Origin of the sequence: Anthropogastromicrobium aceti, from assembly GCF_020687335.1 — a bacterium.
In the GTDB taxonomy this organism is placed as follows: domain Bacteria; phylum Bacillota; class Clostridia; order Lachnospirales; family Lachnospiraceae; genus Anthropogastromicrobium; species Anthropogastromicrobium aceti.
The window spans coordinates 17,007-39,897 of record NZ_JAJEQN010000001.1; the positions used below are offsets into that span (position 1 = coordinate 17,007).

The following is a 22,891-nucleotide window of genomic DNA, read 5'->3' on the forward strand; positions in this document are numbered from 1 at the left end:
ATGGGAAATCATTTTTCTAATTAAGTTTGTTCCTCTTGTACAATACGTTTTCGCACCGTAGTCTCTTCTACTCTGTGATCTTTTATTGAAGTAACCATAATTTCAAGATCAGGTGTAAGAACAGAAACTTGTGTGCCATCATCTGGCACATAACAAAGTTCACCAAGCACATAGCCGCCAAAGGTATCATATTCATCAAGCGGAAGTTCCACATCAAGTTCCTCTGCAACCTCATCTAGTGAAGCTGCACCCTGAATGCACCACAGGCTATCACCAATTTTTTCTATATCACTTGGCTCAGGCTCTTCATCATGTTCCTTCCACTCACCAACGATCAGCTCAAGCAAATCTCGCATAGTAACTATTCCTGCCATTCCGCCATACTCATCAATTGCGACTGCAAAATAGTTTCCTGTCTTTTTCATATTTGAAAACAATGACGCAGCTTTCATATTTTCAGGAATAAAATAAGGCTTTCGCACGCAGTTTTTCATCACGGCTTCCCTTGAATGGTCTCTTGATCTTAAATACTCTCTTGCATCGAGCACACCAACAATATCATCAGTATCCGCTCCGCAAACAACATAGAAGCTATGACGGTTTTCGTAGATTACTTTTTCCCATTCCTCACGGCTCTCATCGGCATACACACAGACAACATCTTTTCGATGCGTACAGATTTCATCGACAGAAACATCATTAAACTCAAACACATTTTGTATAAATTCATTTTCCTGTGTATCAATCGTTCCCTTCTGACTTCCAGACTCTGCCATCAGGCGAATCTCTTCTTCCGTAATTTGAGTCTGACGATGTGGATCAACACCACATAAACGAAGAAGCGTATGTGACGCGGCAATTAAAAGCCAAATTAGCGGAAAAAAGACAATCTGTACCACATAAACAATAGAAGAAAAACGAACTGCCATCTCTTCTTCTTTTTCTGCTGCCAAACGCTTTGGCACCATACGTCCAAAAATCATCGTTACAATACATAATACAAGTGAAATTGCAGTGACACAAAGTCCATCCAATACATTTGGATTTATTGCCTGTCCGCTTTTTCCAATAAAATCTTCCAGCGGTTTTCTAAAAACAAGCGCCGCATATGCACTTCCTAAGCATACACTTGCCATTGAAACAAGCTGCATAGCTGTTAAAAAACGCTCCTGCTTTGCCTTAAATCCAGATAAAAGCGCTGCTTTTGCTTCATCCTTTTTTGCCATCTCTTCTAATTGATTGTCGTTTAATGAAACTATTGCCGTTTCTGCACACGTAAACACTGCGTTCAGTGCGATCAGAATGACCTGCAGAATAATTGCCCCTATCATGCGAGACCTCCTTTCGAAACTCTCACAAAAATCTGCTTATTCGTATCCGTATCCGCGCTGCCGTCGTCTTCCATTATTGTTTCCTCCTAATTTTAAAATAAATTACTATGTTCATTTTTTTGATAGCTATTCCAACATTTCTTAAAATTCACGGCTCAGCCAATATTTATAGCAAAGCCCGAAGGTGAATGGATTTCACGAGCCGGACACTTGGAGCAGGTCTTTCAAAGTAATATATAACTAAGAAAGAACATAAAAGGAACCTGCGGAGTTTGGTCCGGCGACGAAACCATTACACCGAAGTGCTTTCGTAACATAGCCCCGTGAACTGCAGCCAATATCTGTGATTTCACAATGTTTTTTATTGAAATAATATCCTTTTTATTGTAAGATGGAAGCATGAAATTGTCAATGTATTTCGCATATTATAATGAAAGGAAACCATTTCTATGAGTAAATTTACACTTGACTGGAAGCAATATGCTGCACTTGCAAGACAGGCTGCTGCTGAGGGCTGCGTGCTTCTTGAAAACAAAAACAATACACTTCCTCTTGCCGATGGCGAGACATGTGCCGTATTTGGCCGTACTCAATTTGAGTATTATAAAAGCGGAACCGGATCTGGCGGTCTTGTTAATACAAGCTATGTACATGATCTTGACTATGCCCTTACAGAATCTTCTCTTACAATTGACGTGGAAGTAAAAACAGCTTACAAAAACTGGTTAAAAGATCATCCTTTTGATTTGGGAAATGGCTGGGCACAGGAGCCTTGGTGTCAGGTCGAAATGCCGCTTAGCGATGAACTTGTATCTGGCGCTGCTTCCCGCTGCCAGACTGCACTTATCGTAATCGGCCGCACTGCTGGTGAGGACCGTGACAATGCTGCTGAGAAAGGAAGCTGGTATCTGACAGACGGTGAAGAGGCAATGCTTGAAATCGTATGCCGCCATTTTTCACGTACAGTTGTTATCTTAAATGTTGGAAATATCATTGATATGAGCTTTGTTGACCGCTATGAGCCATCATCTGTTCTTTATATATGGCAGGGCGGCATGGAAGGCGGTTCTGGTGCTGTCGATGTCATCACCGGAAAGGTTCCTGCCAGCGGACGCCTCAGTGATACGATTGCTTATCATATTGATGATTATCCATCTACCCGGAATTTTGGCTGTGAGGATACCATTCGCTATGAAGAAGATATCTATGTAGGCTACCGCTATTTTGAAACATTTGCGAAGGAAAAGGTTCGCTATCCATTTGGCTATGGTCTGTCTTATACTACCTTTGATGTACAGGCTGCACTTGACATGTGTTCTCTGCCAGCCGGACTTGCAAAGGGCGAAGTTTCTAAAACCGATACCTTACATGTTACTTACGATATTACAAACACAGGCGATGTGGCAGGTAAGGAAACAGTACAGTTTTATGTACAAAAGCCACAAGGTTTTCTTGGAAAGCCGTCTCGCGAGCTGATTCGTTTTGCAAAGACTGAACTTCTTGAACCTGGTGAGGGTGAAAGCGGTATTCTTGCGATTGACTTTTATTCACTTTCCTCCTACGATGACAGCGGCATTACAGGACATGCGTTTTGCTATGTGCTTGAGGAAGGCACCTATACAATTTTAGCTGGTACCAATGTGCGAAATGCAACGGAAATCGGAAGCTTCGCGCTTACAGAAACAGTTGCTTTAGAAGAGCTCTCCCAGCAGCTTGCTCCTCGCCGCCATCTTGAGCGCATGACTCCTAAGACAAATGAGGATGGTACACTTGTACCTATTATTCAGGCTGCTCCTGTTTACTTACAGCATTACAGTGAGGATACATGTCCGCAATGTGCTGACTATACTGGTGATAAGGGCTATAAGCTTGATGACGTAAAACGCGGCATTGTTTCTATGGACGAATTTCTTGCACAGCTGTCTGATCTCGATTTGTGCCATATAGTAAAGGGCGAAGGCATGTCAAGTCCAAAAGTAACACCTGGAACTGCTGCTGCTTTCGGTGGTCTGACACCAAATCTTACATACTTTGGCATCCCGGCTGGCTGCTGCACAGATGGTCCGTCCGGCCTTCGCATGGACTGCGGTACTAACGCATTTAGTCTTCCTGGCGGAACCTTGCTTGCCTGCACGTTCAACACAAGCCTGAACGCTGATCTTTTTGAAATGGAAGGAATCGAGATGAGAAATAACCATATCGAAAGCCTTCTTGGACCTGGCATGAATATTCACCGCTGTCCGCTAAACGGCCGTAACTTCGAATATTTCTCTGAGGATCCACTTTTAAGTGGTGTGATCGCCTCCGCTCAGTTAGAGGGAATGGGACGCGCTGGTGTAACAGGAACAATCAAGCATTTCTGCGGAAACAATCAGGAGTATCACCGTCGTTTTGTGGACAGTGTCATTTCTGAGCGCGCAGTTCGTGAAATCTACTTAAAGGGCTTTGAGATTGCTGTAAAAAGCGGCTATGCAAGCTCTATTATGACTACCTACGGAAGCGTAAATGGTCTTTGGACTGCTGGAAACCATCAGCTTAACACAGATATTTTGCGTGGTGAGTGGGGCTTTGAAGGCATCGTTATGACAGACTGGTGGGCTGAGATCAACAATGCACCAAAGGACAAGCCATCTCGTGAAAAATTTGCTGCTATGGTTCTCGCGCAGAATGATCTCTACATGGTAACATCCGATACAACGCAGGTAATGGGTGATCTTGAAGCTGCACTTGCAAGCGGTCGTTTAGAGCGCCGTCATCTAACTCGCTGTGCTGAAAATATCTGCCGCTTTTTGATGAACTCCCCTGCTCTTCTTCGTCTTACTGGCAAAGAAGCAGAGATTGAGCTTGTAAATGTACCGGAAAATGCACAGCTTACTTCTGATTTTGATATCGTATATCATGATATCAAGGGAGTTACCACACTTCCTCTTAATGGAATTTCCAGCGAAAAAGGCGACAGCCATATGTTTGGAATCACCACCGAGGGCTTTGGTACTTTTCGTATCAGCATCACAGCTTCCTCAGAGTCCACACCACTCGCTCAGATGCCGGTATCTGTCTTTGTAGACAATCAGCTGTTTGGCACCTACAGTTTCAACGGAAGTGAAGGAAAGGAAGTGACTCTCTCCAGAGAGGGCGGTGTATTTGGCTTCCACCACTATGTACGCCTTTACTTTGGTCAGGGCGGTCTTACTCCAATTTCCATAACATTTGAGCCAATTGATATTGTCACTAGCTTTAGCGATAAAGATTGATAAAAAAGAGGCGTTCAAAGTTCGGTTAACTCGCACCGGACTTTGAACGCCCTTATTTTGTTTCTATTTTCCTTAGATTCCCTTATACTTCTCGCTCTGTGCCTTAATAAGCTCAACATCATCAAAATAGTTGATCTTCATTGCACTCTTTACCTCAGACAATGTCTGTGCCGCAACCTCTCTTGCAGCCTCGGTACCCTTGCGAAGAATGTTATAAACTTCTGGAATATCCTTCTCGTATTCCTTACGTCTCTTACGAATCGGCTCTAACTCTTCCTGAATAATGTTATTTAAGAATTTCTTTACCTTTACATCGCCAAGACCGCCTCTTGTGTAATGAGCCTTTAATTCATCCAGATTTGCATAATCTGGCAGATATCTCTCAAAGTGCTCCGGCTTGCAGAATGCATCCAGATAAGTAAATACTGTATTGCCCTCAAGATGTCCCGGATCGCTGACAAGAAGATGTTCTGGATCGGTATACATGCTCATGATCTTCTTCTTTACATCTGCTTCACTGTCAGACAGATAGATACAGTTTCCAAGAGACTTACTCATCTTTGCCTTGCCGTCGATACCTGGCAGACGAAGACATGCCTGATTAGTAGAAATTAAAGCGCTTGGCTCAACTAATACTTCGTCATATACAGAATTAAACTTGCGGACGATTTCTCTTGTCTGCTCGATCATCGGAAGCTGATCCTCTCCAACTGGAACTGTCGTCGCCTTAAATGCAGTGATATCTGCAGCCTGACTGATCGGGTAGGTGAAGAATCCAACCGGAATGCTTGCCTCGAAATTTCTCATCTGAATCTCAGATTTTACAGTAGGATTTCTCTGAAGTCTTGCTACGGTAACGAGATCCATATAGTAGAAAGTCAGCTCACACAGTTCCGGAATCTGGGACTGGATTAAGATATTACTCTTTGCCGGGTCTAATCCGCATGAGAGGTAATCAAGCGCTACCTCGATGATGTTCTGACGAACCTTCTCCGGGTTTTCAATATTATCTGTTAATGCCTGTGCATCTGCAATCATAATAAATATCTTGGAATATTCACCAGAGTTTTGCAGTTCTACTCTTCTTCTTAAAGAGCCTACATAATGTCCTACGTGAAGTCTTCCTGTCGGTCTGTCACCTGTTAATATAATCTTTTCCATGGTCTGTTTTGCCCTTTCCTAGTTACTGTCTCCAGTCGTATCGCCGACCTTTGAACCTTGGTATAATCATATCTCACTTTTTGCTGTACGTCAATCCATATCGTCAAACTATACCATTAGTGATTTACCTCAACACGACAGCTTCTTGTCGTACTAAGAATTGTCTTGCCATAATCATCCTGCTGTGCCACGCACACCTCAAGATCACCGCCAAGTTTCAGATCCTCTATCTTAATCAGATTCTGGTGCTGTGATGTAGGCTCATACTGCTTTCCATTTATGATTACAATTGAAAACTCATTAAAATTGCTTCCATACAGCCACATTGTACCATCTTTGTATAAAACACGATCTAATGTTATTGGAAGAATGCCCATCTTAAGATTTTTCGGCTGATACGGATTTTCGCCTCCAAATACCTCTTTATCACCATACAGCATATCATACTCAATAACAGCCATTGAGTCTAAATATGCACTTTCGTTTGCATTCTGCTCCTTAAAATATTTCTGATGATAACGGAACATAATTCCCTCATTGATGCCCATTCGCTGCATTACATATGCACCAAGTTGGTATGCCTCGACGTTTTTATCCTGCTTTTCCATCTGGAAATTACTCCACAAAATATATTTTGTTGTGAAGAGATTTCCCTGGTTCATATCAGTCTCCTCAATTCCAAGACTTGGCAGGTGATCACCATACATAACAAGAATACACGGCTCATTAAAGTCCTTTAATTGTCTTGTCAGCTCAGCTACAAACAAATCCATTTCATAAATCTGATTTGCATAGTAGGTCAGCTGATTTTGTCTGGCCTCATCATCTTCTTTTAACGTCACTTTGATGTGAGGATCCTTAAGTACCTCTTCTGTCGGATATGCACCATGTCCCTGCACGGAAATTGTATAGATAAAGTCACTTGTATCAGTTGACTCCATCGCCTCGATAATGTTGGTAGTAAGTACTTTATCCTTTGCCCAATTTTCAGGCGTATATGTCAGGTTATACATATACTCCATGCTCGTAAAGGTATCAAAGCCTAGACGTGAAAATACCATGTTTCGATTATAGAATGTAGCAGAATTGTTATGAATTGCATGAGATGTATAGCCAATGTTGTCATAACAATACGGCAGGCTCTCACATGTCTGCTCACGAAGTACTGTCTGATATGGATATTCGCCGCAGCCGAAGAAATCCAAATTCATGCCTGTCAAAATCTCAAACTCTGTGTTGGCTGTTCCCGCACCGACAGATGGAACGCTCAAAAAACCAGACGAGCATGTATCAAACAAGCGATGGTAATTAGGAATCGGATCTTCATTTACTGTCACATCATTCAAATCAGTAATATCAAAGAATGACTCTAACTGAAGATAAATAACATTGACGCCTGCATCGTACTCTTCGATTGGTGCCTTTGTCTCTTCTTCATATTCTTCTGGGACAGATACTTCCTCTGGTGCCGTAGTTTCCACTGGATCAATCTCTACTTCAGTGTTTACAGGCACAACCTCTTCATCCAGGATATTTTCTACCTTTTGCGCATCGTAATTATCAGGCTTTGAAATTCCAGTGCTGATGTATGAATTTGTAAAGCAGTAGGCAAGACCATAAGTCTGATAAGCTTCCGCGATATTGCTGAAATTACGCGGCAAAATTGCAGACCAGCGGCCAACACACCAAAAATAAACTGTTAACAATGCCACAGTTACTACACTTGCCGCACCCTTTTTGTAATTTGGCCTTTTTTCAAGACGTGCTGCCTTTTTAAACAACACAACTATAAGCACAATACACGCTGCAATCACAGCACCGATTGCTACAAATCCAATTCCTGATACATAATGGTTCATGACCTGCATAGCAGAATCAATCAGGCTTAAATCATGCCAGTTAAACGGTGTTGTTCGAAACAAAAGCAAAACAAAATCTGTCACACCTATTGCGCCCCAAAAAATCGCCACAAGTCCTCTGACAAATCCCCACCTTCTTGTCAAAAACATAAGCGAATATGTTGTAAGCACAAGCATAAAGTTCATTAAAAACAAATGCGGTGTCACAAATACAAAATGAAGCAGACTAAATAATGATTTTCTGCTGAGTAATTCCAACAGCAAAACAGTTACAATTGTACTGCCAAACCACACAGCAAGCGGATGACAATCAATTTTCATCCATCCTTCTTTTTTAATCTTCTCTGCAAAGGATTTCTTTTTTCCCTTCATAGAAATTTCTCCTCTCAGTCGAAATCACTTTCAAATGTTTTTTTACTTTTCCCCTTGTTTCCCAATATCAATTTTTTTATCAATTTTTTTATCATTTTTTTTATCATTTTTTTCCAGACGAATCTCATCAAGCTTTTTCTTAACATCATCAGATGTCTCATGAAACAAATAGACTTTACCGCTGTCTGACTTTGTTGTACACATTTCGCGAATCTCATGACCGGCACTTTCAATTTGCTTTTTTAAGCCAAGTGCTGACATACGCACACCACCCTGTCCAAGAATGATAACCTGCTCAAGACCATCTGATGTAGCCACAGTTACGCGATGCTTTCTTCCCATTGCATGAACTGTTTTTTCAATATATTGATCTGCTGTCTCTGCCTCTTTTGTGTACACAATATAAATATTGTGGTACTTTTCAACATGCTCTGTTCCTCCTGGCACCTTATAGGCATCAAACACAAGGATCAGCTTACACTTGCTGTAACCCTGATAATTACTTAAAATATCCATCAATGTAAGCCTTGCTGCCGCAATATCTGTCTTTGAAAGCTCATTTAATTCTGGCCAGCCAAAGATAATATTATAGCCATCTACAAGAAGATATTCCTCTTCTTGCTGCTTTTTCTTTGTTGGGCGATATGTAGATGCTCCCTTTGACGCTGAGGATTGATACTGCTCCTCGTCATCTTGGCGATACACCTTTACAGGTCCATAGGTCCTCTCAAAGATCTGCTTTAGCTCCTCATTCTCTGCCTCATAGTCTTCAAGAGAACGTACTATTTCCTGCTTAGCACGTTTTGCCTCATTTGCTGCACGAAGCATTTTCTCTTCTTCTGATTCCAGCTCCATACCTTCAATATGCATATAATCTGGCACTTCATACCATGGAACAACAAAGCCTGCTCCATGCGTGCAAAATACTGAGTCTGGCGTATTTGACAGATCTGCTTCCGGCAAATAGCCGATGCGTTCCACTACCTCTTCCTCATTGTGGCACGGTGCATATCCCTTTAATGTACAAAAAAGACGACCATGACCTCTGCTGTAGGCAACGACCTCTCTTTGATAGCCCCGCATCGTTGATACTGGTGCTGTTCCAGAAAGTATGCTTAGCTCTCCTTCCTGCTCAGGAGCAGAAAACGTACCGCACATCTGCTGAATATCAGTCATTGCTCTTCCAATACATTCTGATGGAATTTCAAGACGGTACGCATACACAGGCTCTAAGAGTCTGCTCTTTGCCTGCATCAGACCCTGTCTGACAGCACGGTAAGTAGCCTGTCTAAAATCTCCGCCCTCTGTATGCTTTATGTGGGCCCGGCCTGCTATAAGTGTAATCTTCGTATCGGTCAGCTCTGAGCCTGTCAGCACACCCTTATGTTTTTTTTCTTCTAGGTGCGTTATAATAAGGCGCTGCCAGTTCTTTGAAAGCAAATCTTCGCTGCAGTTTGTCTCATAAACCATTCCGCTGCCTGGTTCTCCCGGTTCTATTAAAAGGTGAACCTCTGCATAATGACGAAGCGGTTCAAAATGACCGATTCCCTCAACAGTATTCTCCACAGTTTCCTTGTAAATAATGGAACCAGAAGTAAAAAAGGCTTCCACGCCAAAGCGCTCACGAATCAAACTTTGCAAAATTTCAATCTGCACCTCACCCATGACTCTCGCATGAATCTCAGAAGTCTCCTCCTGCCATACAAGCTGCAGCTGCGGCTCCTCCTCCTCTAACACAGAAAGCTTTCTATACATCTCGTGAATATCAATCTCTGGCGAAAATGACACGCAGTATGTAAGAACAGGTTCCAAAATCGGCGTTTGCGCCTGAATCTCACAGCCTAAACCTTGTCCTGTCACAGTATCATTTAATCCAGTTACGGCACAAACCATACCAGGCTGTGCCTCTGATACTGATGTAAATGAAGCACCTGAGTAGACGCGGATCTGATCAATCTTTTCCTCACCAATCACCTGCTTTGCTTTAAGCACACCGCCTGTCACCTTTAAATATGTCAGTCGTTTTCCCTGTGCATCACGTGCAATTTTAAATACACGTGCTCCAAACAAATCGCCATACACTGGTACTGTCGTATACATCTCAAAGCCTTCCAGAAATTCTGTTATACCCTGCATCTTTAAAGCTGAGCCAAAATAACATGGAAAAAGCTTTCGATCCTTGATCTGCTTTTTTATATGTTCCAGTCTAATCTTTCCAGTCTCAAAGAACTGTTCCAATAATTCCTCATCTGTCTCTGCCAGACGCTCATCGAAATTTTCAAGATCAGAAAAGTCTACGCAGCGGACATCAAGACGTTTCTGTAGCTGCGGCAGCGTTTCTTCTTTATCAGCACCTGGCTGATCCATTTTGTTAATAAAAAGAAATACAGGAACATTATACTGCTTTAACAAACGCCACAGTGTCTGCACATGACCAGACACGCCATCTGCAACACTAATTACCAATATTGCATAATCAAGCACCTGAAGTGTTCGTTCCATCTCTGCCGAAAAATCCACATGGCCTGGCGTATCTAAAAGCGTAAGCTTTCTGTTTTTCAAATTTAGCTCTGCCTGCTTGGAAAAAATCGTAATTCCTCTGTTTTTCTCAAGCTCATACGTATCTAAAAATGCATCCTTGTGGTCAACTCTTCCCAGCTTTCTTGTGCCGCCTGTCAGGTAGAGCATACTCTCAGCCAATGTTGTCTTTCCTGCATCTACGTGCGCCACAATTCCGGCAACGGTATGTGCACATTCTTTTATCTGAGCCGTTTGCTCCATCTTAAGCCCTCCTGGTCATTTACTGAATCTGGTTATAATATTCGTTTGGAACATATCCGGTGACAGCTACGCCATCATCACGATACTCCTCTGTTACAATCTGTCCATACTTGCGAAGCAACTGAATTTTTCCCATCTCATCGTATCCATAGAGACGCTCCACATATTTTTTGCGATTTCTAAGAAAAGAAAGAAGCACCTCGCGCAGCTCGTCAAGACCTGTGCCATCTTTTACTGAAATCTCAATTGTGCGGTCTGCCTGCATATCTCGCTCGAAAAGATCTTTTTCTTCTTCTGATAACAAATCCTGCTTGTTCATAAGAGTAAAGATTGGTTTCCCCTCTACACCTAACTCCTTTAATGTCTGGTATACAACCTGCATCTGAGTCTCATGCTCTGGATTTGAACAGTCTACAACATGAATAATCAGATCAGCATGCTTTGCTTCCTCAAGCGTACTTCGAAATGCATCAATCAAATGATGTGGAAGCTTATCAATGAAGCCTACTGTATCCGTCATTAAAAGCGGTTCGTCATTGCCTAAACTAAGCAGTCTTGTTGTTGGATCAAGCGTTGCAAACAGCTTGTCCTCTGCAAGTACCTCTGAACCAGTCAGCTTATTTAACAAGCTTGATTTTCCAGCATTTGTATATCCCACAATTGCAGCAACTGGTATATGCGTATCATTTCTTCTTTTTCTTGTAACTTCTCTTGTGCGCTTTACCTGCTCAAGCTCCGACTTTAACTGACCTATACGCTGATGAATCAAACGGCGGTCTGTCTCAAGCTTACTCTCACCTGGTCCTCTTGTACCAATACCACCGCCTAATCTCGACATAGACTGACCCATTCCTGTCAGACGATTTGCACGGTAACGAAGCTGTGCCAGCTCAACCTGAATTTTTCCCTCACTGCTTCTTGCGCGTGATGCAAAAATATCAAGAATTACCATGGTACGGTCAAGCACATTAAAGCCAAGCTCCTGCTCTAGATTTTTCATCTGAGCCGGTGTAAGTTCATCATCACACACAATACCGTCTGCATCTAACTGTGCTGCCAGCTGGCGAATCTCTTCAATCTTTCCTTTTCCAACATAAGTAGCTGAAATTGGATGATCAAGATTCTGATAGATAGAGCCGACGGCCTCACCGCCAGCTGTATCCACCAAAAGAGCAAGCTCCTCCAGCGATGCTCTTACTCTGCTCTCCTCTGCCGTATTCACCGCAACTAAAAGCAGACGTTCTTTTTTTTGTGCTGTTTCTATCATATATGAAACCTCTCTATATTCTTTTACAAATGCCATACGCAGACTGCCTAGTTTATCAAATGTCTGCTTTTTTCTGCAATTCTCTTTCCTTGTCCTTCTTTAGAATATCCTTCATAATGAACAGGTACGCAATCCATAAGAAGATTCCGGCCGTCACCCATGCGCTTGCATTAGCAACACAGATACCTGTATAACTTTTTGCCCTTGCTGCCATGAATGCAAACACACTTCTGCTGATCAGCTCAACGACACCTCCAAGTGTAGGAAACAGTGCATATCCACATCCCTGAAGTACATTTCTATAAATAAAAATCATACCAAGCGGAATAAAGCAAAGTCCACAGATTTGAATATACTCGCGCACATAGCCGATCACCGTGGTCAAATCACCGTCAAAGAACAGTGATGTCATAAAAGGAAGTATAGCAAGAACGACAAAGTAAATAATTACAGCATAGCTGCAGCTAAGAACCATTGCTGTCTTCTGGCCTTTTCTTATACGCTCAGTAGAATGTATGCCCCAGTTTTGTGCACTGTATGTTGCCATTGTCATGCCCATTGCCTGAAATGCCTGAGTCACAAGCTGCTCTACCTTGCAGGCTGCTGTATAAGAAGCAACTACTGTAGAGCCAAGCAAATTCAATGCTGCCTGTAAAATCATTGTTCCGATTGCAGTGATAGAAAATTGGAGAGCCATTGGAATACCAATATTTAACTGAATTTTCGCACCAATTGGATCGAGCTTAAAGTGCTCCTTCTTTAGCTTTAGTATATCTACTTTTGTAAGCAAAAATACAAGACATAAAATTCCTGAAACACCCTGTGAAATAACTGTTGCAATGGCAGCACCAGCTACGCCCCATGACAATACCATGATGAAGAACAAGTCAAGAACAACGTTTAACAGTGCTGATAAAATCAGAAAATAAAGCGGAACTTTACTGTTTCCTACTGCACGTAAAATGCTAGCTGTTAAATTATACAATGTTGTAAATATAATACCCACACAGATGATAACAATATATTCCTTTGACATATCAAAGATATCCTCTGGCGTCTGCATTATGCGAAGCAGCCAGTCCATGCCAAGCAAGCTCGCAATTGTCATAATAACAGTCACAATCAAGCCAAGCACAAAAGCATTGCCGACACTCTTTCTAAGCCCTTCATAGTCGCCTGCTCCATAACGCTGTGATGACAAAACAGTAAAGCCTGTCGTCAATCCATTCATAAAACCAAGAATGAAAAATACAATTGTTCCGGTTGCACCTACCGCAGCAAGTGCATCTGATCCAACACCTTTTCCTACTATAATTGTATCGACCATATTGTAAAGCTGCTGAAATAAACATCCTAACAATACCGGAACTAAAAACTTTAAAATCAGCTTTAATGGGCTGCCTTTTGTCATATCAAGATTCATAGTGTTTTCCTCCTGTTTACTTAAACCTCCTCTACTACAAAGCCCCATGGTGCAAGCGTCAAACGATCTTTTTTCAAAACTGCGCCCTCCTCTTTGAGCACTCTTGATACCTTTGACGCCTCTTTTGGCAGCTTCACGCTCTGTTCCTTTCCTGAATAATTAAACAGATAGCGAATCTTTTTTCCCTCCTGATTTACACCCTCTTTTATGATAACTGGAAATGCAATTTCCTGCTTCCAGCCCCAAAGTCCTGCCTCTTTTACAATGCTGGCAGTCAATTTCTTTATGTATGCACTGCTTGTCTTGCAGGCGATATAATAGCAAGTACCTTTGCCCCAGCTGTTTTTAGTTACAGCGGCATACTCTTTCCACATATAATGATCATAAAAGGCAAGTACCTTTGCCCCAGCTGGCTCAACTAACTCCATAAAGTCTTGTACCTGCAATTCATCCTTTGATAAGCCAAAGGTTTCACCAGACAGACCAACATTTTTTGGTGCAGTAAAACGATCGTACCAGGCACCCATGCACTCAGAAAGACCTGCCGGCTGTCTGTCACAATTCACCTTTACATGCTCATCAGTAAAGCCTGTCTTAAAGGTAGCAACAAGTGTACCTCCATTTGCTGCAAATGCTGATAAACGCTCAAATACTTCCTTTGGCGCACTATATAATGCAGGGACAAAAATCACTTTATATGCATCGAGATTAGTTTCATCTGTCCAGATAATATCACACTCTATATTCTGCTCATAAAGCGCATCATAAATCCAGCGCACAATATCATTATAGGAAGTTTTTCCGCCAGGAATTTGGAACCAGTTAAGCGCAGTTAATGCTTCATTGCTGACCATAATAGCAGCCTGATTCGTTTTCTTTAAGTGAATCAATTTGTCGCTTAAGGCCTCAAATGATTTTCCTATCTGGCTAACCTCACGATAAATTGCATTCTCCTGCAGATCATGACTTAAAATACCTTTCCAGTATGTTTCACATGCATTGTGAATTGAATGCCAATGCCAGTACATCACACTGTCAGCTCCGCTTGCAAGATGAGAAAATGCCTGTAATTTAAGCTGACCTGAATATGGTGTCCACTCTGGAAAACCTTGTGCTTCTGTCTCAATTACAAGATAATTATCCTTTTTAAGTGAACGTGTCATATCACCACAGAAGGAAATTTCCTTTCCTGTCAGATCATCCTGTGATGGATGATAAATATCACAGCCTGCTATTGTAAGTGCCTTTGATGCAGATGGATGGTCAACATCTGGTTGAACACCGTAAGAATGACCCTTCCATGCAAAGTCAAAATTATGAGTAACAAACTGATCCTCGCGCAGATATTCCTGCACAATACTTCTTTGCCACATCAAAAATTCCGTTACAAGACTTCTTTGAAACTGCTCAAATGCACAGCCAAGGCTTCCATTTATAGTACCTCTTACACTTGGAAACTGCTCCCAGCTGTTAATTCTGTTACTCCAGTAATCCAGTCCGAAATCGTGATTGAACCTCTCAATATCTCCCTGATACTGCTTCTTAATCCATGATACAAATGCCTGCTGTACATTTTCGCTGCTCGTACCAAAATGCTTTGTCTCATTGTCAAGCTGAAATCCAATAACGCAGGAATAGTCCTTTACCACTTCCATCAGCTTACGAATAATACGCTCGCAGTAGAAACGGTAAGCGTGATGTGTTATGTCCATAATCTGACGCGCACCGTATGGACGTCGCCCACTCTTATCTGTCACCATGATATCCGGATACTTTTTTGCCATCCAAGCTGGTATTGCATATGTTGGTGTTCCGATAATAACATTAATTTTTTCGCGTTCACAAGCTTCTAGTACCTTTGTGACATGAGAAAAATCAAACACTCCGTCTTCTGGCTCTTCTGTGCTCCAAGTCGACTCTGCAATCCTGATTACATTGATTCCTGCCTTTTTCATCATAGCAAGATCCTTGTCAAGCCGTTCATACGGCATATACTCATCATAATATGCACAGCCATATAATAAATGATCCATCACGCTTTCCTCCTGCTGTTTTTTAATTTATTGCTCCTGCCACTTACGCACCATGGCAATCTCTCTTGCATAACCGTCATCCTCGTTAGGTGTCTCAAGAATAAATGGACGACCCTGAAGCGCTGGATGAGTGACAACTCTTCTTAAAGCTTCCTCTCCAATTTTTCCAAGACCAAGCTTTTGATGGCGATCCTTATGTGCACCGCAATCATTCATACTGTCATTTAAATGTACAGCACACAGTTTGTCAAGACCGATCAGACGATCAAACTCAGAAAGAACTTCATCAAGATGATTAACGATATCATAACCACCGTCCCACACATGACATGTATCAAAACAAACACCAAGTTTTTCCTTACATGAAACACGGTCCATGATTTCTTTTAATTCCTCAAAGCTTCTTCCGACCTCGCTTCCCTTTCCGGCCATCGTCTCAAGTAAAATCGTTACGCTCTGTGTACTGCTTATGCACTCATTTAACGCTGCTGCTATAAGCTCAATGCCAGCTTTGCTTCCCTGACCAACATGTGAGCCCGGATGAAAATTGTAAAAGGCACCTGGCAGATATTCCATACGCCTTATATCATCCTTTAGCATCTCCACAGAAAATTTGCGAATATCCTCCTTTGCTGCACAAACATTCATTGTATATGGTGCATGTGCAACAAGAGGACCAAATGAGTGATCTTTCATCAGTGTCAGAAGACGCTGTACATCTTCATCTTTTATCTCTTTTGCGCTTCCGCCTCTTGGATTTCTTGTGAAAAAGGCAAACGTATCGCCGCCAAGCGCTACTTCCTGTTTACCCATCGCCTCATATCCCTTTGACGAAGAAACGTGATTTCCAATATAAATCATTCTCTATGCTCCTATCACTCTAGCGGCAGACCAATTGTATAAACACCATTAAATACACCGCCAACCTCTAGCATTCTTTCATATGCGCGCTCCTGAAGTGTACCTGTGAAATCATCTGCATCGCATCTTCCATGCCATGGCTCTAAGCATACAAATGGTGCATCGCTAGTTGGTGACCACAATCCAAAGATTGGCTCATCAAACTGCATAACTACATACTCCTGTCCATCCGGATAAGCCAGTGCCAGACGTGATGCCTGATCATCCTTTGAAATAATAGCATCTCTTGAAAACAGATCAGCTGTAAGCGGCAGGTCACGCGGCAGTACAAGAGTATCATCCTCAAGTGCCATTGCATTTTCTGTAACACGATAGCAGGTAAATGTTCCTTCAATATTATCGCCCATGTGAAGATGATCTGTATCTGGACCAGCCTCTAGTGTCATACTGGTGAAAAATGCCGGGTGTGCACCAATTGAAAAATACATTTCTTTTGTATCTGTGTTGATTACATTCCAAAGTACAGTTACTTCTGTTCCCTTTAACTGATAACCAACCTCAAGACGGAATGTGAATGGATAATTTTCCATTGTCGTCTCGTTAGATACAATTGAAAACCACAGCGTATCCTGTGTCTGACTGTCCAGTGTAAATTCCATATCTCTCGCAAATCCATGCTGTGTCATTGTATAAGTCTTTCCATTATAGCGGTACTCTTTGTTTTTCACACCGCCGACAAACGGAAACAGAATTGGAGAATGACGCTTCCAATACTTTGGATCTCCATCAAATAAATATTCCTTTTTTGTCTTCTTGCCAACAAGACGCACAAGCTCTGCGCCGTGACTTGCAACCTCCAGATAAATGTGTTCGTTTTCTAATTGATATACTGCCATTTTTTCCTCCTACATATTTTTTATTGTATTCATTGCATCTTCATAGCTGGTAAACACATGTCCATTCATTTTATTTCGCACTGCACCGTCAATATTTTCCTGTTTGTCATCAAAAAACAGACATTCTTCTGGCTTTAATGAAAATAATTCAAATAACTTCTGGTAGATCGCATCATCTGGTTTTATCATCTTGTAGCGAAATGATAATAGCACACCATCTGCCTGATCAATAAATGGAAGCTTTTCTCTGCTGTCATGCAGCTGCTGATCACTGAAATTGGACAATAGATACACACGATATCCCATTGACTTAAGCTTTGGCACCCATGTGCTTGTGTACGGATACTCACCAACTGTACCATTTATATTTTCCATTACCATATAAATTTCTTTTTCAATACCAGGATCGTTCTCAATGAAGCGAGCCAAAAGTTCTTCTTTTGTCAGAACACCTCGGTCAATCTCGTTCCAGTCATCATTTAAAAAGACTGCATCTGCCAGACGTTTCTTTATTTCATCTGAAAATCCAAAATGATCCAGATGCTGCCGCCATGAAAACGGAATCAGTACATTTCCAATATCTAATACAATATTTTTAATCATTACTTTTTTCCTTTCTCAAGTAAACAAACTGTTTCCACATGTTCAGCCTTTGTCCACGGGAACATATCGACTGGTGTTGCTTGCTTTGTGTGATAGCCTTTCTTTGCCAGATATTTAAGATCTCTTGCCAGTGTCTGCGGATTACAAGAAACATATACAATGCGCTTTGGATTTAAAACAGCAACTGAATCCATAAATGCTTCACTGCTTCCGCTTCTCGGTGGGTCCATGAAGACAACATCGGCATGACTTCCCTCCTCTGCCATCTGTGTCATCTGTTCTCCTGCATCTCCCTGAAGAAAATGAATATTTGTCACATGATTTGCTCTCGCATTGGCAATTGCATCCTTTACAGCGAGCGCATTTAATTCAATTCCAAGTACAGTTTTTGCTTTTGATGCTGCAGTCATTCCAATAGTTCCAATTCCACAGTAAGCATCAATCGCAATTTCCTCACCTGTCAGATTTGCCAGCTCAACAGCCTTTTCATACAGCTTTTGTGTCTGCACTGGATTAATCTGATAAAAGGACTGCGCTGAGATACGAAAACGGTTATTGCAAAGCACATCTTCAATATAGCCCTTTCCGTACAGTACAATATTTCTATCGCCAAGCACCATACTTGTCATCCGGTCATTTACATTTAATACAACACTTGTAATCTCTGGATGCATCTTTAAAAGTGCTTTCACAAAGTTATTTTTTGATGGGAACACTGGTGAAGTAACAACAAGAATCACTAGCACTTCACCTGTTGTAAAGCCTCGTCTGATCATAACATGGCGCAGCAGACCATAACGTGTGCGCTCACTGTAAATCGTAATCTTAAATGATTTGAGCAGTCCTCTTATATCACATATAATCTGATCTGCGGTCTGATCCTCTAACAGACAGGAATCTACCGGCACAACACTGTGACTTTTCTCCTCATAGATTCCAGAAAAAATTTCGCCTTTTTTATAGGAAAATGTTGCTGTCACCTTATTGCGGTAATGGTATGGATTTTTCATTCCGATAATTGGATTTACCGGACAAATTCCCTTTAGTTGTGTTCTCACATACTGTTCTTTTTCTGTAAGCTGTTTCTCATAACTTCCGTTAATATAAGTGCAGCCGCCGCACATACCGGCCGCTGCACACTTATTTGCATTTTTTGTCTTCAATTTAGTTTTCTCCATCTGTTGATTCATCTGTTGATTCATCTGTTAATTCATCTTTTGACGCATCTTGTTCCTTACTCTCGTCCAGATCGCATTTTGACAGAATCTGACTGCTTAATCCCTGCAAAGATGCCAGATTAAACTCCTCGTTTCCAGATACAGACATACCATGGCGCGCTGCCAGATCACTTGTGTAATCAGCCAGCGGATATGTTGTGACAATGTCATAATATTCACTAGATTCTCTCTGCTCATAATGAGTTACAACAAAATCAAGTGAGTAATCTGAAATATGAGTTCCATCCTCTTCCTTACTGATTGTTACATTCGCCTGACCGCCAAGCATATTTTCCACTGTATTCTGGATTGACTGGAAATTGCCAAGTGAATAATAAACAAGAGTACGATCTCCATTTTCTGCTGTGATCCATTTAACAGGTTCTACTACATGAGGATATGATCCAATAATCAGATCAACACCATTGTCCGCCAGAAACTGTGCCTGACGCTCCTGCTCCTGCGTGTAGTCCATGCTGTTTTGCTCGCCCCAAAATGGAAATGCGATAATAAAATCAGCTTCCTCTCTTGCCTGCTTTAATATATCAGACAGCCAATCCTCATCATACTGATTTAATAAATATGGACTTGCATCCAGATCAGCTGTCTGGTTAGAACCATAGCTATAATTAATCATTGCAATCTTAATGTTATTTGTCTCCACATAAACAGGCTCATCCTTAGCCTCTCTGGAGTTATTTACACCAAGAAGCGTAATATTCGGATATTTTGTACTAAAATAGCTCATCATCGTATTCAGGCCGGCACTGCCTTCATCCATGATATGATTATTAGCAGCAAGAACAACATTGATTCCTGCATCTGCCATACCATCCGCAAGTTCCACTGCAGTGTTGAAAATACCTGTCTCAGTAGAGGTCGCCCCAAGTTCAATACCACCTAACACAGTATCCTGACTAATCACAGCAAGATCGGCTGCCTTAAAGATATCAGCCATATTTGCAAAATGCTTAGTAAAATCATATGTTCCATCAGCATTCTTTGCGCTTAATGTACAGGAACGATGCATAAGATTGTCTCCTACTGCGACAAGCTTAGCACTAGTTGGCTTAAACACCTCCTCCGTAACCACTTCTGTGTCTGCCTGTACCTGATTTGTCGGTGCCTGTCCATCCACATCAATCGGATATCCCGGATCTTGTACCGGTGTCTGTGAACTAATACTTGCCTTAGCACTCTTAAAACCAGCTAATAAAATACTTCCATAATGGTATCCAAAATAACCAATTACAGCCACCGTAACTAGCATCTCTATTCCCAGTATCATATATATAATTTTAAAAGAATCCTTCTTTTTCTTGCGGGATTTACTCATTCTTCTATTACTGCAGCGTTCTCACTGCACTCCTTTCCATTCTTTATGGGAATTTCCCCTTCGATACCAGATTGCGTCAGATTTCTGACCTTTTGACACTGGTATTATCTTATGATATCCACGAATTGCTCCGTTGCTATGCAACTTTCGCAATTCTAAAAACATTCGGATTCGCTGATTTTCCTTGAAAATCGCTGCATCCTCATGTTTTTGCGGGTCCCAAGCTCAAAAACCTAATCGTGCAAGCACGAACGGCTTTTGGAGCTTTTGACCCTGATATCATCTTATCACATTATAAAACAGCAGGCATAATTTTACAAGATCTTTCTCTGAAATGTCAAGCATGAAAGTTACAGTTCACGGATAAACCAATATTACAGCATGACAAATTTCATTACAGTTCACGGAACGCCCATTCGCAAAATCGCACGCTCCGTGCGCCGTTGCTTCGCAACTTTGTTTTGCTCATTAACGGGCGTCCACTTCGTCCTGCTGATCTGACAAATTTCTATGCAAGCATGAAATTTGTCAAGATCTAGCATGACGCGTGAACTGTAATATAAAAAAATAAGCATCTATTTCGTTTCCAAAATAAACGCTTACTTTTTTATATTACATCACCTTTAAAATGGCTTGTACGATCCATGCAACTCCAACGAATGTAATTGCGCCAAACATAAGATATACTGTACGGATCGGCATTGACGTTCTCCATAAATGTCTCTCATCAATAATGTCCGTTATAAATTTCATCTCTGACTCGGAAAGCTTTGACTTATCAAGTGTCATGATCTGCTCATCCTTTTTTGTGCACAGAACAATTTCTTCCTTGCGATTATATGCACCAAGTACTTGAGACCACTCATACTTACGCTCTTCCTGTGCCTCAATACGATAATTTACGATCTGCTCTTTTGTAATTCGTATATGCTTACCTGTCTTTTTTAACCACTCTTCGTTTTTAGAAGCTCTCTTGAAACGACTGATATGATTATAATTCATATAGACAACAAGAACAAGTAATACAAAGCCCATACCGCCGTTGATAATGGCTGTGTTGTTTGTTCCCGTCAAAATCTGTGGGAGTGCTGATGATATCATTAACATAGAAAATGCATACATAACAGCTGTCAGAAACACATAGCTTTTCTTTCTGCAGTACATATTCCATATCGACATCTCGTAGAATTTTTTTCCGTCCAGCAAAACGGAACAATCGACCTGATACATCTTTTCCTCTTTTCCGTGCTGCAAATCTCACAGCACCTTGTATTCTTCTGAAAAATCAGCCGCAAAAATCAGCCATGATCCAATTTGCGACCTCCATGCCTTTAAGCGTGAGCGCAACATGTGTCTCATCTGCTTTCATCATCCCCATCGCAGTATATTTCTTAACTACTTCCCCATATACTTCATTAAATGATTTGCCAAAGCGTTCATAAAATGACGACAGTCTGACACCTTCTTTTGTGCGAAGACCAAGAAAGGCCATCTCCTCCATTTGTTCCTGCAAAGAAAGTATATCACATTCCGCAAAGCATTTGTCTAAAGACAACGGATCATTCCAGTCAATCTCTGAAAACGCTTTTGTATCAGTAATGACCTTCAAACGACAATAATCACCTGATGAATTTGTTTTCATATACGAAGCAGCACCTGTACCGACACCAAGATATTCTTCACAGTGCCAGTACTTTAAATTGTGTCTGCATACGCTTTCTGGCAATGCATAATTGGAAATCTCATAGTGCTCATAGCCAGCCTCACCTAAAAGTTTCCAGGTAAGTTCGTCCATCTGCACCACTTCATCTTCAGAAGGAAGCAATTTCGCGGCATCCTTTTTCTTCTTTTTGGCACAATCAGTTTCACCATACTCATCAAAAAAAGGTGTTCCCTCTTCGATGATCAGGCTATATGCTGAAATATGCTCCGGATGAAGTGCAAGCACACTTGTCAGCGTATTTTGATATGATAAAACTGTCTGACCTGGAAGCGCACTCATGATATCAATATTGATATTAGTAAAGCAGGCATTACGAGCCGCTTTAAAGGTATCTAAAAATTCTTCCCATGTGTGGATTCGCCCTAAAAGCGCCAGTTCCTCATTATCAGCTGACTGCAGTCCTATGCTTAGGCGATTGATTCCTGCTCTTTTGTATGCACAAAGCTTTTTTCTCGTGACAGTGCCAGGATTACATTCAGCAGTAATTTCAGCATCATCTGCAACATAAAAAGACTCTCGCACCACATCCATCAATGCCTGCATCTGATCAGATGATAACAAAGACGGCGTACCGCCTCCTATAAAAATACTGTCTACAATATAATGTTTCCCTGACTTTTTTTGTCTCAGACGTTCACCAATTGCTTTTATCTGACCATGCAGGCTTTTCAGATATGCTTCACGCTCTGAATCACATGCAGGTGCCGATAAAAAATCACAGTATCGGCATTTTCGCACACAAAAGGGAATGTGAATATAAAGACCAAGCATCCG

15 protein-coding genes are annotated in these 22,891 nt (G+C 41.5%); 1 reads left to right on the forward strand and 14 read right to left on the reverse strand.

The genetic code is table 11. From position 1 onward, the window contains the following. Positions 1–20: 20 nt before the first annotated feature. Positions 21–1,331 carry a hemolysin family protein gene (locus LKD48_RS00070; RefSeq protein WP_308730763.1) on the reverse strand — a complete coding sequence of 437 codons (1,311 nt, stop codon included), beginning with the start codon at positions 1,329–1,331 and terminating at the stop codon, positions 21–23. 449 nt (positions 1,332–1,780) lie between these two features. Here LKD48_RS00070 and LKD48_RS00075 point away from each other — a divergent pair, with 449 nt between their 5' ends. Further along, a complete protein-coding gene (locus tag LKD48_RS00075; RefSeq protein ID WP_308730764.1) occupies positions 1,781–4,585 on the forward strand; it encodes a glycoside hydrolase family 3 protein in 2,805 nt (934 codons plus the stop codon). A gap of 72 nt (positions 4,586–4,657) precedes the next feature. Here LKD48_RS00075 and trpS read toward each other — a convergent pair whose 3' ends face one another. The 13 genes from trpS to hemW form a co-directional block, all read right to left on the reverse strand. Next, positions 4,658–5,746: a tryptophan--tRNA ligase gene (gene trpS / locus LKD48_RS00080; protein ID WP_066561475.1), complete on the reverse strand. Its 1,089-nt coding sequence runs from the start codon at positions 5,744–5,746 to the stop codon at positions 4,658–4,660. A gap of 116 nt (positions 5,747–5,862) precedes the next feature. After that, positions 5,863–7,977 carry an LTA synthase family protein gene (locus LKD48_RS00085; protein WP_308730765.1) on the reverse strand — a complete coding sequence of 705 codons (2,115 nt, stop codon included), beginning with the start codon at positions 7,975–7,977 and terminating at the stop codon, positions 5,863–5,865. Between the two features lie 42 nt (positions 7,978–8,019). Then, on the reverse strand, positions 8,020–10,758 hold the full coding sequence (locus LKD48_RS00090; RefSeq protein WP_308730766.1) for an NYN domain-containing protein: 2,739 nt from the start codon (positions 10,756–10,758) through the stop codon (positions 8,020–8,022). A gap of 19 nt (positions 10,759–10,777) precedes the next feature. Further along, positions 10,778–12,025, reverse strand: a complete 1,248-nt coding sequence (gene hflX / locus LKD48_RS00095) for a GTPase HflX (protein WP_308730767.1) — start codon at positions 12,023–12,025, stop codon at positions 10,778–10,780. 55 nt (positions 12,026–12,080) lie between these two features. Beyond that, positions 12,081–13,448: an MATE family efflux transporter gene (locus LKD48_RS00100; RefSeq protein WP_308730768.1), complete on the reverse strand. Its 1,368-nt coding sequence runs from the start codon at positions 13,446–13,448 to the stop codon at positions 12,081–12,083. 20 nt (positions 13,449–13,468) lie between these two features. After that, on the reverse strand, positions 13,469–15,481 hold the full coding sequence (locus LKD48_RS00105; protein ID WP_308730769.1) for a beta-galactosidase: 2,013 nt from the start codon (positions 15,479–15,481) through the stop codon (positions 13,469–13,471). A 27-nt stretch (positions 15,482–15,508) separates the two neighbouring features. Further along, positions 15,509–16,342 carry a deoxyribonuclease IV gene (locus LKD48_RS00110; RefSeq protein ID WP_308730770.1) on the reverse strand — a complete coding sequence of 278 codons (834 nt, stop codon included), beginning with the start codon at positions 16,340–16,342 and terminating at the stop codon, positions 15,509–15,511. 14 nt (positions 16,343–16,356) lie between these two features. Further along, positions 16,357–17,238, reverse strand: a complete 882-nt coding sequence (locus LKD48_RS00115) for an aldose 1-epimerase family protein (RefSeq protein WP_308730771.1) — start codon at positions 17,236–17,238, stop codon at positions 16,357–16,359. Between the two features lie 9 nt (positions 17,239–17,247). Next, on the reverse strand, positions 17,248–17,841 hold the full coding sequence (locus LKD48_RS00120; protein WP_066561494.1) for an HAD family hydrolase: 594 nt from the start codon (positions 17,839–17,841) through the stop codon (positions 17,248–17,250). Continuing rightward, positions 17,841–19,043, reverse strand: a complete 1,203-nt coding sequence (gene rlmD, locus LKD48_RS00125; RefSeq protein ID WP_308730772.1) for a 23S rRNA (uracil(1939)-C(5))-methyltransferase RlmD — start codon at positions 19,041–19,043, stop codon at positions 17,841–17,843. Before rlmD ends, LKD48_RS00120 begins: the two co-directional genes overlap by 1 nt. Continuing rightward, positions 19,006–20,394, reverse strand: coding sequence for a CapA family protein (locus tag LKD48_RS00130; RefSeq protein ID WP_308730773.1), 1,389 nt, complete (start codon positions 20,392–20,394; stop codon positions 19,006–19,008). The genes rlmD and LKD48_RS00130 overlap by 38 nt, the downstream gene beginning before the upstream one ends. A 612-nt stretch (positions 20,395–21,006) precedes the next feature. Then, positions 21,007–21,624: a hypothetical protein gene (locus LKD48_RS00135; protein WP_308730774.1), complete on the reverse strand. Its 618-nt coding sequence runs from the start codon at positions 21,622–21,624 to the stop codon at positions 21,007–21,009. Between the two features lie 55 nt (positions 21,625–21,679). Next, positions 21,680–22,888, reverse strand: a complete 1,209-nt coding sequence (gene hemW, locus LKD48_RS00140; protein WP_308730775.1) for a radical SAM family heme chaperone HemW — start codon at positions 22,886–22,888, stop codon at positions 21,680–21,682. Positions 22,889–22,891 lie beyond the last annotated feature (3 nt).